11 protein-coding genes are annotated in these 16,942 nt (G+C 70.2%); 4 read left to right on the forward strand and 7 right to left on the reverse strand.

All coding sequences use genetic code 11. From position 1 onward, the window contains the following. Positions 1-576: 576 nt before the first annotated feature. The 3 genes from ACZ4VL_RS07315 to ACZ4VL_RS07325 all read right to left on the reverse strand — a co-directional run bounded on the left by ACZ4VL_RS07315 (position 577) and on the right by ACZ4VL_RS07325 (position 6,355). Positions 577-2,682 carry a SpoIIE family protein phosphatase gene (locus ACZ4VL_RS07315; protein ID WP_468196902.1) on the reverse strand — a complete coding sequence of 702 codons (2,106 nt, stop codon included), beginning with the start codon at positions 2,680-2,682 and terminating at the stop codon, positions 577-579. A 345-nt stretch (positions 2,683-3,027) separates the two neighbouring features. Then, the gene (locus ACZ4VL_RS07320; protein ID WP_468196905.1) at positions 3,028-5,262 is read right to left on the reverse strand and encodes a SpoIIE family protein phosphatase; all 2,235 of its coding nucleotides are present in this window, start codon (positions 5,260-5,262) and stop codon (positions 3,028-3,030) included. A gap of 364 nt (positions 5,263-5,626) precedes the next feature. Beyond that, entirely contained in the window at positions 5,627-6,355 is a 729-nt protein-coding gene (locus ACZ4VL_RS07325; RefSeq protein WP_468196907.1) for a TetR/AcrR family transcriptional regulator, read from the reverse strand. 128 nt (positions 6,356-6,483) lie between these two features. On the opposite strand from ACZ4VL_RS07325, the gene ACZ4VL_RS07330 reads away from it, so the two are divergent. Further along, positions 6,484-7,521, forward strand: a complete 1,038-nt coding sequence (locus tag ACZ4VL_RS07330) for an amidohydrolase family protein (RefSeq protein WP_468196909.1) — start codon at positions 6,484-6,486, stop codon at positions 7,519-7,521. A 355-nt stretch (positions 7,522-7,876) separates the two neighbouring features. Here ACZ4VL_RS07330 and ACZ4VL_RS07335 read toward each other — a convergent pair whose 3' ends face one another. After that, positions 7,877-8,434, reverse strand: a complete 558-nt coding sequence (locus ACZ4VL_RS07335; protein WP_468196911.1) for an RICIN domain-containing protein — start codon at positions 8,432-8,434, stop codon at positions 7,877-7,879. A gap of 634 nt (positions 8,435-9,068) precedes the next feature. On the opposite strand from ACZ4VL_RS07335, the gene ACZ4VL_RS07340 reads away from it, so the two are divergent. Next, entirely contained in the window at positions 9,069-9,431 is a 363-nt protein-coding gene (locus ACZ4VL_RS07340) for a hypothetical protein (RefSeq protein ID WP_468196914.1), read from the forward strand. A 336-nt stretch (positions 9,432-9,767) separates the two neighbouring features. On the opposite strand, the gene ACZ4VL_RS07345 is transcribed toward ACZ4VL_RS07340, so the two are convergent. Beyond that, on the reverse strand, positions 9,768-10,874 hold the full coding sequence (locus tag ACZ4VL_RS07345; RefSeq protein ID WP_468196916.1) for a Vgb family protein: 1,107 nt from the start codon (positions 10,872-10,874) through the stop codon (positions 9,768-9,770). Positions 10,875-11,567: 693 nt separating this feature from the next. On the opposite strand from ACZ4VL_RS07345, the gene ACZ4VL_RS07350 reads away from it, so the two are divergent. After that, positions 11,568-12,350 carry a TIGR01458 family HAD-type hydrolase gene (locus ACZ4VL_RS07350; protein ID WP_468196918.1) on the forward strand — a complete coding sequence of 261 codons (783 nt, stop codon included), beginning with the start codon at positions 11,568-11,570 and terminating at the stop codon, positions 12,348-12,350. A 367-nt stretch (positions 12,351-12,717) separates the two neighbouring features. Here ACZ4VL_RS07350 and ACZ4VL_RS07355 read toward each other — a convergent pair whose 3' ends face one another. Then, complete coding sequence (locus tag ACZ4VL_RS07355) at positions 12,718-13,038, reverse strand: putative quinol monooxygenase (protein ID WP_468196921.1); 321 nt, start codon at positions 13,036-13,038, stop codon at positions 12,718-12,720. A 158-nt stretch (positions 13,039-13,196) separates the two neighbouring features. Between ACZ4VL_RS07355 and ACZ4VL_RS07360 the strand changes: the two genes are divergently transcribed. After that, on the forward strand, positions 13,197-13,514 hold the full coding sequence (locus ACZ4VL_RS07360) for an ArsR/SmtB family transcription factor (protein ID WP_468196923.1): 318 nt from the start codon (positions 13,197-13,199) through the stop codon (positions 13,512-13,514). A gap of 349 nt (positions 13,515-13,863) precedes the next feature. Here the strand turns inward: ACZ4VL_RS07360 and rph are convergent, their stop codons facing one another. Then, the gene (rph, locus tag ACZ4VL_RS07365) at positions 13,864-16,494 is read right to left on the reverse strand and encodes a rifamycin-inactivating phosphotransferase (protein ID WP_468196925.1); all 2,631 of its coding nucleotides are present in this window, start codon (positions 16,492-16,494) and stop codon (positions 13,864-13,866) included. Positions 16,495-16,942 lie beyond the last annotated feature (448 nt).

Raw genomic sequence — 16,942 nt, forward strand, 5'->3', positions numbered from 1 at the left:
CCCACCCTGCGGATACGTCATGCACCCGGCATACGGCGACGATCACCGATCGTCAGCCCTACGACAACGCGCCTTGATCGTCAGTAACGGCGGCAGGGCGCAGCGCTATCTCGCGCTGCGAGCGGGGAGGAGCGGATGAAGTAGTGCTGCATGGGCCTGCCACGGTCGTACGCGCACTACGGGGCCGCGGCGGGAGCGGACCTTCCGCCCGCGGCGGGTCTGATCGCGCGGGATTTCCACGCGCTGTGAGGGTCAGATGCCTTTGCCGACCGGCGGGCCGGCACGGTCGCGCATCGCCGACGACCTGGCCTGTGGTCGATCTCGCGGCCGGTGCCATTTCAGCCTCGGCTGGGGTCTGGACGTGAACACCGAGCTGGCCGCAGGGCGAAGGTCCTGACGGCCCGGGAAGGACCCTCGTGGGAATCCGTGCCGGCCTGTGGGAGACCTGCGCGGCTCCGACGTCGGGCGGGTACCGGAGACGTGGACTGCACTGGACGGGCGTGGGGGCCGGACCAGGCACGCGTCGCCCTACCGACGCCGGTAGCTGTGGGAAGGACTTGGCTCGTGCCAAGCGGCTCACTCGGCCGGGTGCTCGTGCGGCCTGTGCCGGGCGGGCATGGGCGTGGCTTCGGCGATGAGGAGGGCGACGTCGTCGTGGTCGTCGGGGTGGCGCAGGGCGTGCAGGAGCCAGTGGCAGGTGTCTCCCAGGGGCCGGCGCGGTTCGTCGAGCGTGCGCAGCAGCGTGTTCAGGCGATCGTCGATGGAGTGCTGGCGGGTTTCGACGAGGCCGTCGGTGTACAGGATGAGCCGGTCGCCGGGCCGTAGCTCGAAGAAGTTGGTGTGGAAGGGGACGCCGCCGACGCCGAGCGGCGCGCCGGTGGGGAGGTCCAGCAGCCGGCGGCGGCCGTCGGCCGCGTCGAGGACGGGCGGGAGGTGTCCGGCGTTGGCGATGTGGCACCGGTGAACGTGGGGGTCGTAGACGGCGTAGATGCAGGTGGCGATGTAGTGCTCGAGCCCTTGGGTGATCTTGTCGAGATGGCGGAGGACCTCGTCGGGTGCGAGGTTGAGGTCGGCGAAGGCGCAGGTGGCGGTGCGCAGGCGGCCCATGGTGGCGGCGGCGTCGATGCCGTTGCCCATGACGTCGCCGACCACCAGGGCGGTCTTGTCACCGGCGAGTGGGATGACGTCGTACCAGTCGCCTCCGACCTCGTGGGTTGCCACGGCGGCCTGGTAGAGGGAGGCCACGTCCAGCCCGATGAGCGAGGGCGGATGGCCGGGCAGGAGGCTGCGCTGGAGGGTTTCGGCGGTATTGCGGACGCTCTGGTGCCAGCGAGCGTTGTCGATCGCGACGGCGGCCCGTGCGGCGATCTCCCCGGCGAGGAGGACATCGTCCTCGTCAAAGGGCAGGGGGTTTCGTGCCCGGAGCAGGTCGAGGACGCCGAGGACCTCGTTGCGGGCGATCAGCGGCACTGCGAGGTAGGAGTGGACGCCGGCCTGGGCGAAGGTGGCCGCAGCTTCGGCATCGCGGGCGATGTGCTGCAGATCGTCGCTGTCGGCGTGGGAGACGACGATGGGCGCTCCGGAGTGGACGCATCGGGTGATCAGCCGGTCGGCGCCGTACGCCGCGAGGTCACCGGCCGCCAGCGCGGCGGCGGTGGCGTGGGTGGGGTAGGCCGCGGCCACCGCGAGAGCCCGGAACATCTCCGGGCCCGGATCGTGGGAGGGAGTGGTGGGGCGGAAGGCGAGGACGTCGTCGAGGACGTCGACCGTCGCGATGTCGGCGAGGTCGGGCACGGCGACGTCGACCAGCTCCTTCGCGGTGTGCTCGACCTCCAGGGTGGTGCCGACGCGGGCGGAGGCGTCTGCGATGACGGCCAGGCGGCGCCGGGCCCGGTCCGCTTCGGTGGTGGCCCGGTGGCGTTCGCTCACGTCGACCACCGAGTTCGCCACGCCGATCACCCTGCCGCTTGAACTTTCGATGCGAAAGTACGACACCGACCAGGCGTGATCGTGGTCGGCGTCGGCGGGGGTGCGGCCGACGGTGTACTGATCGATCACGGGCGTGCCGGTGAGCAGCACCTGGCGCAGCGCGGACTCGATGGTGCCGACGTCGAGGAAGGTCAGGATGTCGTGGGGTTGCTTGCCGAGGTGATCGGCGGCCGGGATGCCGTTGATGCGCTCCAGGGCCGGGTTGATCAGCAGGTAGCGCAGGTCGGTGTCGAGGAGGGCGATGCCGATGGGGGCCTGCGAGACCAGGCGCTGGGAGAGCGCCAGGTCGGTCTCGACCTGCTGCAGCATGCTCCGGTCGGCGGCGATGCCCAGGGCGTAGGTGTCGCCGAGGTCGTCCAGCAGCCTCATGTTGCGGAATTCCACCAGGCGTGTGCTGCCGTCCTTGTGCCGGATGGGAAAGGCGCCGGCCCAGCTCGCCCCGGTGCTCATCACCTCGGCGAACAACCTGATCACCAGGTCCCTGTGTTCGTCGCGGACCAGCATGGCCGCGTACTGGCCCAGGGCCTCCTTGGCGGTGTAGCCGAAGACCTCCTCGGCCTGGGGGCTCCAGAACACGATGCGTCCTCGGGTGTCCAGCACGATGGCGGCCACGCTGAGTAGATCGAGCAGCCCTCCCGGGGGCGACGGCCCCGTCCCATCGCCCTGGTGATGCAGCGGCTCGTGTGCGGCCATGGCTCAACGCTCCCTGCTCCGCGCGGCCGGCTCGGGCGGGCCAGTCGCGGGGTTCCCTTCCATGCTGCTCCCCGAACCGGGTCGTGGACGATCCGTCCGCACGCGGTGCAGGGGAGCACGCTCGGCCCGGCCGACGCACCCTGCTGGTCAGGCTGGCTGAGGCGGCCGAAGAGATGGTCGAAGCCCACAGGAAGCTGCGGGCCTGCTCGGCGACCACGGGAAGTAGGCGGAGATCGGCGCCACGGGAACGGCGTTCCCGTGCCTGGTCGGGGGCCTGCTCGAAGGCCCTGTCACTCCCACCGCTCGACGTTTCCCCAGGCCAAAGCACAAACTAGTGCTGGAGTACTAGCCGTGACGGGAGCCGTACTCGGTGAGGAGCAGAGCGATGTCGTCGGCACGGTAGGAGGAGCGCCGAGCGTTGTGCAGCAGCCGGTCGGCAAGTTCGTCCAGGGATTCGGCGTAGGCGTGGGCCAGGGATGTCCGTAGGCGGTCGATCCCCACGTCGATGTCGGCTCCCGGTTCCTCGACCAGGCCGTCGGTGTAGAGGCAGAAAAGAGAACCCGGTGGTAGGGCGATCCGGGTCGGGGGATAGGCGCTCGTGGACTCCACACCGAGGAGCGGGCCGACGTCGAGGTCAAGGGCGCCGGTCGGGCCGTCGGGACGGCGGAGCAGGGGTGGAAGGTGCCCGGCGGTGACGGCGTGGGCTTGGTGGCTGCGGGGTTCGAGGCGCACGTAGCAGCAGCTGGCCAGTAGCCCGGGGTCGAGATCGATGAGGGTCCGGTTGACGCCCGCCATCACATCGCCGGGGGCGTTGCCCACAGCGGTGAAAGCCCTTACTGCGCTGCGCAGCTGGGCCATGGTGGCCGCGGCGGCGATGCTGTGCCCCTGCACGTCTCCGATGACGAGAGCGACCCCGTTCTCGACGGGGATGACGTCGTACCAGTCGCCGCCGATGTCCATTCCACTGGTGCCGGGCAGATAGCGCGCGACGGTACGGATGCCCGGGACCACTGGCAGCCGGTGGGGAAGGAGGGTCTGCTGCAGGCCCCGCGCGACGGCGAACTCCGAGTCGTAGAGCCGCGCTCGTTCCAGGGCCTGGGCAATCAGCCCGGCGAGTGCGGTGAGGACGCCGCGGTCCTTCTCCGTGAACCGGTGGGCCTCGTCGAAGCCCAGAACGCAGGTGCCGACAGGGCGGCTGGAGGCGATCAGTGGCAGATACGCCCAGGAGCTCACCTCTCCGACGGGGATGCCGGGGTAGCCCCGGGAGAGGTCCTCCTGCGACTCGATGAAGAGCGGCGCACCGGAGGTGAGCGTCTCCGTGCCGGGCAGGCGGGCATGCAGCGGCACGCCCTCCAGCCAGTCGAGGAAGTCTTCATGGCGGCCGGTGTGAAAGAGCCGGTGCATCGTCTTGCCGCGGACCACGTAGATCGCCAGTTGCTGCCCCCCGAACGCTGGCAGCAGCTGGTCAGCCAGAACTTGGCAGACTTCCCGTGCCGTGACCGCCTCAGTCAGCGCACTGCCCAACTGCAGGACGTGGTACATGACGCCCATCCGCCCCGGCGCCCCTGCGGTCGCGTCCACGCCGACTGCTGACACGGGTGGGGGACGGGTGTCGGGGACCACCCGCCCGGTGACCCCGTCGCGCTGGGGGTGGAGGGAGAAGGCGAGCCACTGGTCGGGCGAGCAGCGTGCCAGGAAGGACGACGGTGTCTGGGAAATCATCGCGGACCGGTGCCGGTACTCGACGTCCAGGTCCGACAGCCAGGGCACCACGTCCCACAGAACCCGGCCCAGCACCTGCTCACCGGAAACGCCCAACAGCCGCAGAGCGCTGGGGTTGGCGTAGGTCACCCGCCCGTCAGGGGCGAGGGAGAACACCCCGTCCCGCAACCGCTCGACCGCGACCAGAGCCGCATGGCCCGCCCGGGCGTCCACGACCGAACCGATCAGGTGGATGCGCGCCCCCGCGTCATCGGTCTCCAGTCGGCGCGCCCACAACTCCACCGTGTGGTGGCGCTCGCTGCCCCCGCGCTCCCGTATCCGAAGGCGGCGCGCCGTGATCCGGCTTCCGCCGGATGCCTCCCGGGCAAGGGCCCGGAACGCGGCGAAATCGCCGGGATGCAGGCAGGCAGCCAGCGTTTCGGCTCGGCCGTCGAATGCACCGGGATCGAGACCGAAGGCCGCGCAGAACTCGTCGTCCACGGTGAACGTGCCGGAGGCCAGGTCCCAGTCGAACAGGCCCACCAGCACAGCCCTGGCGACGGGAGCCGGGATCTCGACCGGAGCCGTACCCGGATCGCATTCCACCGGATCGCCGGTACGGGCACGCAGGGCCATCAGGGAGTCGCCGAGCCGCCCGGCGATGGAGCGCAACCTGCGGCGCCGAGTCTTGGAAACGCCCTCGTTGCCGGGTGAGGTCGCCCAGACGATCGCCAGCGATCCGAAAGTCTCCCCTGCTGCGGCCACCGGCACGGAGCAGGAGCCGAAGGCGTACGGCAGCGCCACGGCGAGCTGGGGAAACCGGCGCATCGTCTCGTCCGCGTCGGCCAGGTGGACGGTGCGCCCGGTGCTGTATGCCACGGCGACGGGGATGGGACTGCTCACCGGAATGAGACGCCAGCCACCGAGTAGGGAGGGTGTTGTCCCGTACGTCGCAGTCAGCACGATGGACCGGCGGTCGCGAGAGCGAAGGAAGACACTCGCCGCATACGCGCCGGTTGCATCGACGGCCTCGACGACGGCTGCAGCGAGCAGGGGCTCGCGCTCCGCCGTCCAACCGACGGGCATCTCGCGCACACCTCCAGTCTGCACAGGTCAGTGGAGGTCGCCCCTGCAACGGTGCCGATTCACCTCAGCAGTCTCATTGCTGTTCCTGATTTCGGAAATGGCTGAAAATCACTATGCCAAGCCTACGATCATGGACTGGAGGCCGGTCGTGGGGCGGTTATGCGGACAGTCGCCGGAGCCATTCCGTCAGAAGTTGCTGTTCGGCCTGGCTGAGGGCGTTCTGGCCGGGCAGTGCTGCACGCAGGGCACGGGCAGCGCCGCCCGGCCCCGGTTCCTCCACAGCCGGCTCCTGGGTGGTGATGGTGGTGATCATCGATTCGCGCAGGGCGACAAGGAGCGCGGGGTCTCGCTCGGGCTCGGGGACCGACTGCCAGGTCAGGACGGCGCCGCTGGCGGTGGCGTGGACGATCTGGGCGGCGAGTCCCTCTTCCATGCGCAGGAGCCCCGCGGCGGCGATGCGGCGGATTCGGTCCATGAGATGTTCGAGGCCGATCCGGAACACGGTCGTGGACCGGGCGGGTTCGCCGTACATCAGTGCGTACAGCGCGGGGTTGGCCAGGCCGAACTCGACCACGGTGTCCCAGCCGTCGCGTAGTTCCTTGACCGGATCATGCGGTGCGGGTTCGATCTGCTGCTTGGCTGCCAGGAACCGGGTGAAGCCGTGCTCGGCCACTGCGTCCAGCAGCCCCTCCTTGTCGCCGAACAGCCGGTAGAGGGCTGGCGGCTGCAGTCCGGCGGCGTCGGCGACCGCCCGGGTGGTGACCGCGTCGCGGCCCCCGCGCTCCAGCAGGCCGGTCGCGGCCTCGATGATCCGGCGGCGCGTCTGCTCTCGCGCGGCAGTGCCGGGCTCCGCGGCGCGCCGGGCGAGGTTCGGTTCAACAGGCATGGAAGCAACGGTAGCGTCATCGGGACCGAGACGCTATCGCTGTTATCGATTTCATGTTGCCGTCGAAATTATCGGTGGTAACGTTGGATGAGTTCCACTGGAAACATCGGTGTGCGAGGAGAACCGTCATGTCCGACCGTTTGCGGATCATCGGGGTGGAAGAGACCGTCGTCGTACCGGCCGTCTACGACGCGTACCAGCGGGCCGGATCGCCGCAGATCTTCTCGCGCGGCTTCGGGGACAGCCCGATCGCGAAGAACCTGCACGAGGTCGGCGAGCAGCGGCTGGCCCACATGGACGACCAGGGCATCGACGTCGCCGTGCTGTCCCTGTCGTCTCCGGGCGTGCAGGACCTGCCCGAGGCCGACGCCGTCGCGGTGGCGCGCGAGGCCAATGACCAGCTCGCCGACATCGTCGCCTCCCGACCCGACCGCTTCCAGGCGTTCGCCGCGATTCCCACCCAGTCGCCGGCCGCGGCCGCGGCCGAACTGGAGCGCGCCGTGTGCGAGCTGGGCTTCCCCGGCGCCATGCTGTACGGCCGCACCGGGGACAAGCTGGCCGACCACCCGGACAACGACGAGCTGTACGCGATGGCCGAGCGTCTTGCCGTGCCGCTGCACTTCCACCCGCAGACACCGGTCCAGCCCGTCATCGACGCCTACTACTCCGACCTCCCCGAGCCCATGGGCCCCGTCCTGGCCGGAGCCGGGCTCGGCTGGTACTACGACCTCGGCGTCCAGTACCTGCGCATGATCTTCTCGGGAGTCTTCGACCGGTTCCCCGACCTGCAGGTGATCGCCGGGCACTGGGGCGAGGTGGCGCTGTTCTACCTCGACCACACCGGCTTCTTCGGCGAAGCAGGCCGCCTGCGCCAGCCCCTGGCGGACTACTTCAAGCAGAACTTCTGGGTCGCTGGGAGCGGCACCAACAGCCCCCGGTACCTGCGCTGGACCGCCGAAGTGATGGGCACCGACCGCATGCTGTACTCCACCGACTACCCCTTCACCTACGGCTTCCGCCCCGGCGGATTCTCCTACGTCGACACCAGCAACGGCGAAGCCCGCTCCTTCCTGGAGAACTCGCCCTTCACCGACGAGCAGAAGGCCGACATCGGCCACCGCAACTGGGAACGCCTCACCGCCCGCGCCAAGTGCCCGACGGCCTGAAGCCCCAGAGGCCGGCCGGAACGTCACCACCCGCTCCGGGCGGCCCTCACGACCCCACGGACCTCGGCGCACGCGAGAGCTGCGGCGAAACGCAGCCGCTGGACGAAGTCCGGCTCTGCGTTGACCACGGTGATCTCGGTGTCCGCCGGGGACGGTCGGCGGGCCAAGGTCCCGGCCACGTTTCACAACGGCTGACACAATGAGGTGGATCGGTCCCGGTCGCCTTGTCCGGGGCACGAGTTGAGCGTTCGGTCCTGCGTGGGAGCGTCACCGTCGATCGTGTCGGATCAGTTGTGGCCTGGAGCCGTTGCTGCCGCGGCGTGAACGCCGAGTGCGGGCACAGGTCACCCCGGAGTCACAACTTGAGATGCCACATCCATCTCTGGTTGGCGGCGGCGGGGTTGCAGTCCCAGACCTGTACGCGCGCGCCGTTGTGGGTCTGCCAGTCGGTGACGTCGAGGCAGAGGAGCGGTCCGCCGTCGAACCGTTCCCCGACCACCACGTCGGGGTTGCGGTCGGTACGGGCCCAACGCTGGTTCGGGCTGCCATTACAGTCCCACTGATTGACACCCGCGCCGTTGATTCTGGCCAGGTTCCCGATCTGAAGACACTTGCCGCTGTGGACGTTCTTGATGAAATAGCGGGTCGGGTACGTGCGGTCCACGGACATCCGCCACTGCTGGTTCGGCTGCCCGGTGCACTCCCAGAGCCGGGCGGGCGCCGCGTTGTCGGTGCGCCGGTCGGCAATCTCCAGGCACTTGCCAGACGTGTGCAGCGGCCGTATCTCGCTCACGTAGTCGCGGTTTGGGATGGGATGGGCCCGGGCCGGCGACGCCGTGAGGGCAATACCAGCGGCGAGGACCGCGGCGAGCACGCCCAGGGCCCGGCGAGGGGCCAGGAAACAGTTCAGCATGGATTCTCCGAGAGCGGTAAGGGCAACACGACACCCAGTCTGCGAAGCCCAGTTGCAGCAAACTTGCACTCGACTTGCTGGTACCAGTTCGCCCCTGGGCCGGCATCATCCCCCTGCCGAAGAGCCGGTCGGCCTCGACGACCGTGCGCGGAGGTGATGCCCGAGTGTTACCGGATCGCGTCCGGAGGGTGGCTGGGGGTCGATACGGTCCCACGTCATGTCGGAGAGAGACGCCGCGTCGTTGCGGTCCCGTGTGTCGCGGTGGTGTGGTGCCCTCGCAGGGCCGGTGATCGCCGCCGTAGTAGCGGGGTGTGGGCCGTCGCCGTCCGGGGTGGGTGCCGCTTCGGGTGGGGCTGCGGACGGGCCGACGGGGGTCGTCGCCTCGCAGGGGGCAGCGTCACCGGAGGTCACGCCGTCCGGCACCGCTCCGTCGGGGGGTGGAGGCGCCTCGGCTACGCCGTCTGGAGGAGCCGGCGGAGCTGGTGGTGCGGGCTCGGCTCCGGCCTCTGTGAGCGGCGGGCGGCCGGCTGATCCCTCCCCCGCGGTGATGGCGGGTACGCGGCTGGGGATGTGGGTGGGTGCCGACGGGGGTCGGGTGCGGTTGGTTCGCGGTGGCGGCGCCCAGGAGTTCACGGTGACGGTGCGTAATGGGAACGCCGTGGCCTATCGGCACCTGGCGCTGGTGTTTCAGGTGGAGTCCGTGCCGGGCGAGCCCGATGGCGGTTCGGGGCCGGCGTACGTGCTTGAGCGGTGGGATGCGCGGAGTGGGGTGTGGCGGGCCGCGGAGCTGCGGGTGGCCAATGATGTGCTGCCCTACTCGCTCGTACGTGGGGGTACCGGGCTCGCACGGGACGCGGTGTGGGTGGAGCGACTTCGTGTCCGGGCCACGGCCTCGGCGCCGGTCGGGAGCAATCCGGTGATGGTGTCGCTCGTCGACACCGATCGGGACGCGCGGGTCGCGTACACCGCGGTTGCGCTGAGCACTCGGCGCCCGTAGGGGTTCGGGCGGCGCGCGCGGCGTGGAGGCGGGGCACCGGTGCAGGCTACCCATGGGGACGTGGCCACAGGGACGCTCGGTCCACGGTGTCGGCGCCGCCCTCGACGGTCCGGAACACCGGTGGGTGGGCCGGGTCGGTGCCGATGTCCGGCAGACGTCCCGGGGGAACGGCAGCCCCTGACGGGGCGCCAGTTGTGGTGCGAGTCATGCCGGATCACCGGCGTCGAGCCTGGCGGCAACCCGTCCTGGTCCGCAGAAGGACTCTCACCGTTACGTTGGGGCCGCTGGCCTCCGGGCCCGGCACGGCTGTTCTGAGGGCCGGGCCCGGATGTGTCGTCAGCGGCAGAACGAGGCCGCCCTGGGGGGTGTCGCAGTGCCGCAGGGCAACAAGCGGCGGGGGCGCTCGTGGCGCGTACCGGTCGGGGTCGACTGCGGGGCGGCGGCGTTCGGTCTGCCCTCCCGGCCCGGGAGGGCTTCGAGGCGGCCGATGGCGTTGCCGAGGAGTTCGGTGAACCAGACGTTCCGGTCAGGGCCGGTCGCGATGTTGAAGGGCACTTTGTCCGGGCCGCCCGGTACCGGGAACTCGGTGATGGCCCCCGTCGGGGTGATCCGCCCGATGTGGCCGAACTGGTCGGCGTACCACATGTTCCCATCGGGGCCGCGGGTGATTCCGTCGGCGCCTCCGCCCGGGTTCGGCCGGGGGAAGAGCGTGAGGGAGCCCGATGGGGTGATCCGCCCGATCTGGTCGGACGCGGTGAACCACATCCCGCCGGGGCCGGCCGCGATGTCGGACGGGAACTCGAACCCGGTGGGCAGCGGGTACTCGGTCACGTTGCCGAAGGAGTCGACACGGCCGATCTTGCCGGCGATCAACTCCGTGAACCACACGCCGCCGGGGCCGGCCGCGATGTGGTACGGGAAGCTGTCCGGTGTGGGGATGGCGTACTCGGTGACGGTGCCATCAGGCCGCATCCGCCCGATCTTGTTCGTACCGTTCTCGGTGAACCACAGGGCACGGTCGGCACCGAGTGTGATGCCTGTGGGAAAGCTGCCCGGTACGGGCAAGGGGAACTCCGTGACCGCGCCCGCGGTCGTGATCCGCCCGATCTTGTCGGCAGCACCCTCGGTGAACCACAGCGCGCGGTCGGGGCCCTGCGTGATGTCGAAGGGGAAGCTCGCCTCGGTGGGAACGGCGTACTCGGTGACAATGCCGCCCGTCGTGATACGTCCGATCTTGTCGGTACCGGACTCGGTGAACCACATCGCCCGGTCCGGACCCGCCGTGATCCCGGCGGGAAAGCTCTCGGGCGTCGTGATCGGGTACTCCGTCACGTCCCCCACGTCGGCCCGGGCGGGAGCGGCCTGCATCGCGACCGCGAGCAGCGCGCCCAGGCAGGCGGCGAACAGGCGGTTGAGTCGTCGGGACGTCGGCGTGCCCGGCATGGAGCATCCTCCTTGTGGTGAGTGACAGGAGAGTGACAAGTGACGGCTTACCAGCTCACGCTCGGGACCGCCCGGCCCGCGCCACCGAGTCGGCCGCGGACCAGCCGACTGTCGTAGCGGGCCGGGACTGCGGAGTACCGCGGGGGCGCGTCGGGCACGTCAGGTGCACATGCGGCCTCGCGCCGCCCGGCCGTACAGGGCAGACGCGGGGAAGTTGCCCGTGGCCGTACGCGTACGACGGAAGTTCGGACGACCCGACCACATCGAGTTCCGGCTCGGCGACCGCCTGCGGGAGTTGGGCATCTCGCCTACCCCTCCGCCCCGGCGGCGCGGTCTCGTACTGGCACGCTGGGCGCCCGCAGCCCCAGGAGGCCGCACCCCGAAGGCACCGGCACCGTCCGGCACGGGTGCCGTGCGCCACGTGCATCACAGTGCCCGATCGGGCGTGGCGCCTTCATCGGCAAGGGCATGAAGGTGGCACGCCAGGCCTACCCGGCAACGGGAGCATCATCGTCAAGGACGTGTTGCAGGAGCGGATGATGCCGCAGGAGTCCAACCGGCGGGTGTGCACACAGAACCCCGCGACGGGCACACCGCTGACGGGACAGACGGTGACCTTCCATGTGATCGAGCACGACGGGACCCGCGGGCAGTGCGGCCTGTCGGGCCGTTCCCCGGGCTACCGTCGGCTCCATGAAGCGAATCCGAGCCGTTCTCATCGACATCGACGGGGTCCTCACCGTGTCCTGGAAGGCTCTGCCCGGCGCGGTGGCGGCCATGGAGAGGCTGCGCGCATCCGGTATCGACTTGGTGTTGCTGACGAACACCACCTCCCGGACCCGCGCCTCCATCGCCGCGCGCCTGTCCGACCTGGGATTTCCCATCGCCGAGCAGGACGTCCTGACCGCTCCGGCCGCCACGGCGGCCTACCTGCGCGAGCATTTCCCCGGTGCCCGATGTGTGCTGCTCAACAACGGGGACGTGCGGGATGACCTGACGGGGGCCACCTTCGTCGACGAAGGAGAGGTGGACGTGGTCGTCCTGGGCGGAGCCGGTCCGGAGTTCGACTACCAGGCCCTGAACCGGATCTTCGGCTACCTGCAGCGAGGGGCCCGTCTCGTGGCGATGCACCGTAACCTGTACTGGCGTACCGAGGGAGGACTCGACCTCGACACCGGAGCCTTTCTCGAAGGCCTGGAGAAGGCGGCGCGCACGCGGGCGGAGGTAACGGGCAAACCGGCGCCCGCGTTCTTCGAGAACGCTCTCGCCCAACTGGGCGCCGACCCCGCCGAAACGCTGATGATCGGCGACGACATCGAAACCGACGTGCTGGCCGCGCAGCGCTGCGGCATCACCGGAGTCCTGGTGAAGACCGGCAAGTATGCTCCGGCAACCCACCAGGGCGCCTCCGACGCCCCCGACCACGTCCTCGATTCCTTCGCTGACCTGCCGGACCTCATCGACCGCCTTCGATGACCCACGGGCACGCTGCGGGTTTCCCAGCTCACTCCTCGTCGGACATCCCGGCGCCCCTCCCCTGCCCGGCACCCCGTGCGACCGCCGCTGCTGCCGGGTGAGGGGGTCTTCACCGACGCCGACGCCGACGCCGGTGCCGAGACCCGTGAGTGGCGCGCAGCGCCTGGCCGGATGCTTGGTCACGGTCCCCACGCCGGACCTGCTCGCGCACACCGCCCAGGCATGGCGGTTGGTGGGTCGCCGGGGGTCGCGCGCCAGTACGGGCTCGACCCCCGGCCGGCCGCTGCGGTGAGAGTTCGAGCGCTCGACCCGACCGAGTTCCAGCGCCTGGTCCTCGCCGCCGTCGCACCGTTCCTCGGCAGACCGATCAGGTCGCGAAATGGCCGTAGGGGCTGTGCATGGTGAGGAAGCTGATTTCCAGATCGGTTTCGAGGTATTCCATGCGCCGGTCCCAGAACTCGCGCAGGTGCGGCAGCGCGAGGTGGGCGTCGAGGTCGGCCTGCGAGCGCCACGCCTCGTAGAAGACGAACACGCCGGGGCGGTCACGGTCCTCGTGGAAGTGGTACTCCAGGCAGCCGGGTTCCCGCCGGGTGGGCTCGACGAAGGACAACAGCAACTCCTGCAGCTCTGCGGCGCGTTCCGGCCGCGGCCGGGCGGTCCCGACGAGGGTGACGAGTGGCTCGGTCATGGGTGTCCCCCTGGTTTGACGATCCGGCCGCCCGCGTGGGCAGCCGAACGAGGAAGGTATGGTGAGTTTCGTACCTGCGACACGTTAGCGATCTTCAAGGTACGATGCAACTCGTACCTGATCGATGCCGTGCCGCACACGACCTTGGGGGAAGACCCGTGCCCGACGCAGAAGGCCACCCGGACCTTGCCGAGATGGAGCTCGGCAAGGTCCTCGCCGCCCTCGCCGACCCGCTCCGCCGCACGGTCATTCGCGAACTGGCGGCAGCAGCCGCGGGCACGGCCCGCACCTGCAGCTCGTTCACACTGCCCGTGTCGAAAGCAACCGTGACCCACCACTTCCGCGTCCTGCGCGAGGCGGGCCTGATCCAGCAGGTGAACCGTGGCAACAGCCGCATGGCCACTCTGCGGCGCGCCGACATCGAGCAGCGCTTCCCCGGCCTCCTCGCCCTGCTGACCGAGGAGACGCCATCCTGACGCCCTCAGGGCAGGATCGCGACCCACCTGCTCCGTGAGGTGGAATGAGGGCGCCCCGCGGCGCGTGCTCCCCTGCCGGGCCGCTACGTGGCGTCACCGGCGCCTGCCACGGCCTCCCGAAGCGGACCAGGCCGGACCGCCGCGACACTCCGCGACCGCGCCCGCGGCCCCGCCCTGGAGGCCTCTGCCCCCGAGGACGGTGTGCGGCTGCGCCGGCCTTCCGCGGTCGCCTGCTCGGTGCGCGCCTTAACCGGCACCCTCACGGTCGTCGGCTCACCCGGCCAGTGATCGTCCCCTCACGCGGTTGCGCGGCGGTGGCGCGAACTGCCGGCGCGGCCGCTCTGGCCGGTCAGGGGAGGATCTCGACGTACCCGTCGGTGCCGTGCACGCGAATCCGCTGGCCGTCCCGGATCAGGCGGGTGGCCCGCTCCACGCCGACGACGGCCGGCAGACCGTACTCCCGGGCGATCACCGCGCCGTGGGTCATCAGGCCACCCACCTCGGTCACCAGGCCCGCGATCCGGACGAACAGCGGCGACCAGCTGGGGTCGGTGAAGGCCGTGACCAGGATGTCGCCCGCTTCGAGATCGGCCTGCGCCATGTCGAGGACGACCCGGGCCCGTCCCTCGACGGTCCCGGCCGAGACCGCCACGCCGGCCAGGGCGCCGGACGGGACGTCGTCCCGGCGGTAGGAGCCGGTGAGGGCCTCGCCGTCCGAGGTGAGCACGCGGGGCGGAGTGAGCGCGTGGTGCGCCCGGAACGCCTCCCTGCGCTGCCGGACGAGCCGCGGGTCGACCGGCCGGCCGGAGCGGACGACCTCGTGGAGCTCCGGGAAGGTGAGATGGAAGACGTCCTCCCGCTCGGCGAGCACGCCCGCCTGCAGGAGGCGTTCGGCCTCCTCCATCAGGGCCTGCTTGTAGACGAAGTAGCGGCTGATGATGGCGTACTTGGGGTACTCCCGGTACCCGATGAAGGTGCGCACCCGGTGGATCATCCGCCGGGTCTCGTCGGCCTTGCGGTCCCCGTCCGGCAGGGCGCGCAGGCGTGTCAGCACCTCCTGTTCCATCCGGTGCGCCTTCTGCCGCCCCAGCTCGAAGCGTCGCTCGGCGGCACCCGGCTCGAAGGTGCGCACGTGGTCGAGGATCACAGGGACCAGCGTGCTGGGCTGTTCGCGCCAGCGCGGCCTGGTGATGTCGATCTCGCCGACGCAGCGCATGCCGTACCGGTCGAGGTAGGTCTCGATGGCGTCGCGGGCCCCGGGTCCTCCCGGGAGCTTCGCCAGCTCGTCCAGGAAGCCGTCGTCCTGCACGTCGCGCAGGAACGCCACCACCTCCGGCAGCGGACGGATGACGTCCGCGACGTCGAGTAGGGCCAGCCCCATCTGCGAGGTGATGTTGTCAGGGGCGGACAGCGTCAGCGTGTCGGCGGCGTTCTTCTCTCCCAGCCACTCCCCCAGCTTGTCGTTGAGCCACCACGTGGCCTCCATGCCCGCCATGATCGCCTGAATGCTCAGCGGATCGCTGAGGAGGCGCTTGTGCTCCTCGAAGGCCTCCAGCAGGAAATCGAACAGCGCCGGTCCGCTCTTCGTCCGGATGTCGCGCTCCAGGGCGGCGAGGGAGACCCTGCTGCGCTCGATGAGTTCGGTGACGATGGCCGGATCGGTCTCGATCGGGTCGTCGGGCGCACCGCCACCGCCGGGCGGCAGGCCGCCGGGGACCGGGCCCGGTTGAGGGAGCGGCGAGGGAACGAAGTCGTTGTGTGCGAGGACCGTCTCCAGAGCGTCCCGGACCAGCGGGTCGCCCTTGCCGAGGGCGTCCAGGAGAACGGTGCGGCTCGCGGGCGAGGCCAGGCGCTGGGTGACGTCCACGAACAGCCGCCCGCCGGCCTCGTGCATCGGCACCATGGCCGTCAGCTGCCACATGGAGAACCCCAGCGGCTTCATGGGGTCCGTCATCATCTGCCCGTGGCCGACGGAGACGTAGACGTGGTCGTCCCGGTCGCCGCTCTCCGGGACGGGGAACAGCGTCGTGATCGGCCGGCTCTGCACGATCCGGAAGCCGTCGTCCGAGCCGTCGTCCACCAGGCACCATTCGATGTCCTGGGGGCAGCCGAAGTGCGCTTCGATCCGCCGCCCGAGCTCGACCAGCCGTAGGGCCTGCGCATCCGTCAGCGCCGGCTGCTCCTGCTGCTGCGGGTGGACCGCCACCTCGTGCGTGCCGCCGGCCGCCAGGGAGGTCAGGGCGCGCTGTTTGGCGGTGATCGTCCGGGTGACGACCTCGCCGTCGCGCACGGTGAAGACGTCCGGGTTCACCAGGCCGGAGACCAGTGCCTCGCCGAGGCCGAATCCGGCGTCGATGGTGGCGACCTTCCGGTTGCCCGTGACGGGATCGGCCGTGAACAGGATGCCGGACGCGTGCGGGAAGGCCATCTGCTGCACGACCACGGCCATGTGGACCGTACGGTGGTCGATGCCGTTGCGAAGGCGGTAGGCCACGGCGCGCTCGGTGAACAACGAGGCCCAGCACCGGCTGATGTGCTGGAGGATCGCCGTCGGCCCCACGACGTTGAGGTACGTGTCGTGCTGGCCGGCGAAGGAGGCCGTCGGCAGGTCCTCCGCCGTGGCGCTGGACCGAACGGCGTAGGCGGCCCGTTCGCCGGACCGGGCGAGTGCACGGGTGACCGCCGCCGCGAGATCGTCCGGGACCGCGGTCTTCTCGACGGTCCGGCGGATCTGCGCGCTGAGCGTGCGGATCGCTTCCCGGTCGTCCAGGTTCACGTGCGACAACCGGTCGAGCAGGTCGCCGACCGGAGGTGCCTGCGCGATGATCCGCTGGAAGGCTCCGGTCGTGACGCAGAAGCCCCCCGGGACGCGCACTCCTTCGATGCGCGACAGGGCGCCCAGGTGTGCGCCTTTGCCGCCGACGGTCGCGACCTGGGTCGCGTCCACTTGGTGAAAGTCCCACACGTACTGCTCGTTCACTGCGATGCCTCCGGGGCGGTCATGACTCGGGCGACGATTCTGCGCCCTGCCCGGGGCCTTGCGGCAAGCCCCGGGTCGCGCTATAAGTTGAGAGTGGCAAGGAGAGTGCTCTCCTTGCCTTTTTCGTTTCCGGTCCACGGCGGCGCGTGGAGGCGGTCGGCTGGTCCGCGTAGCGCCGGCGGAGGCGGGCAATGAGGATGACTCGGTGGCCCAGAAGCGGGACGCCGGAGCGAACTCCGGGGTCAACGAGGCCGAATCACCAACGTCGAGCTGCAGAAACGCCTGATGGAACCGGCGACAGGGGCCAGTCCGCAGTTCGCCAGGTCGTTCAGCCAGTCGTTCAAGGGCCCCGCGCCGCGGTTGTCGAGCAGGGCGGAGAAACGGCGGACCAGGTCGTGGGTAAGCCCGAGCGGAATCCAGGGCAACTCAACGCCCTGTGACCCTGTGA

The organism is Streptomyces sp. NPDC029014 (assembly GCF_055564695.1).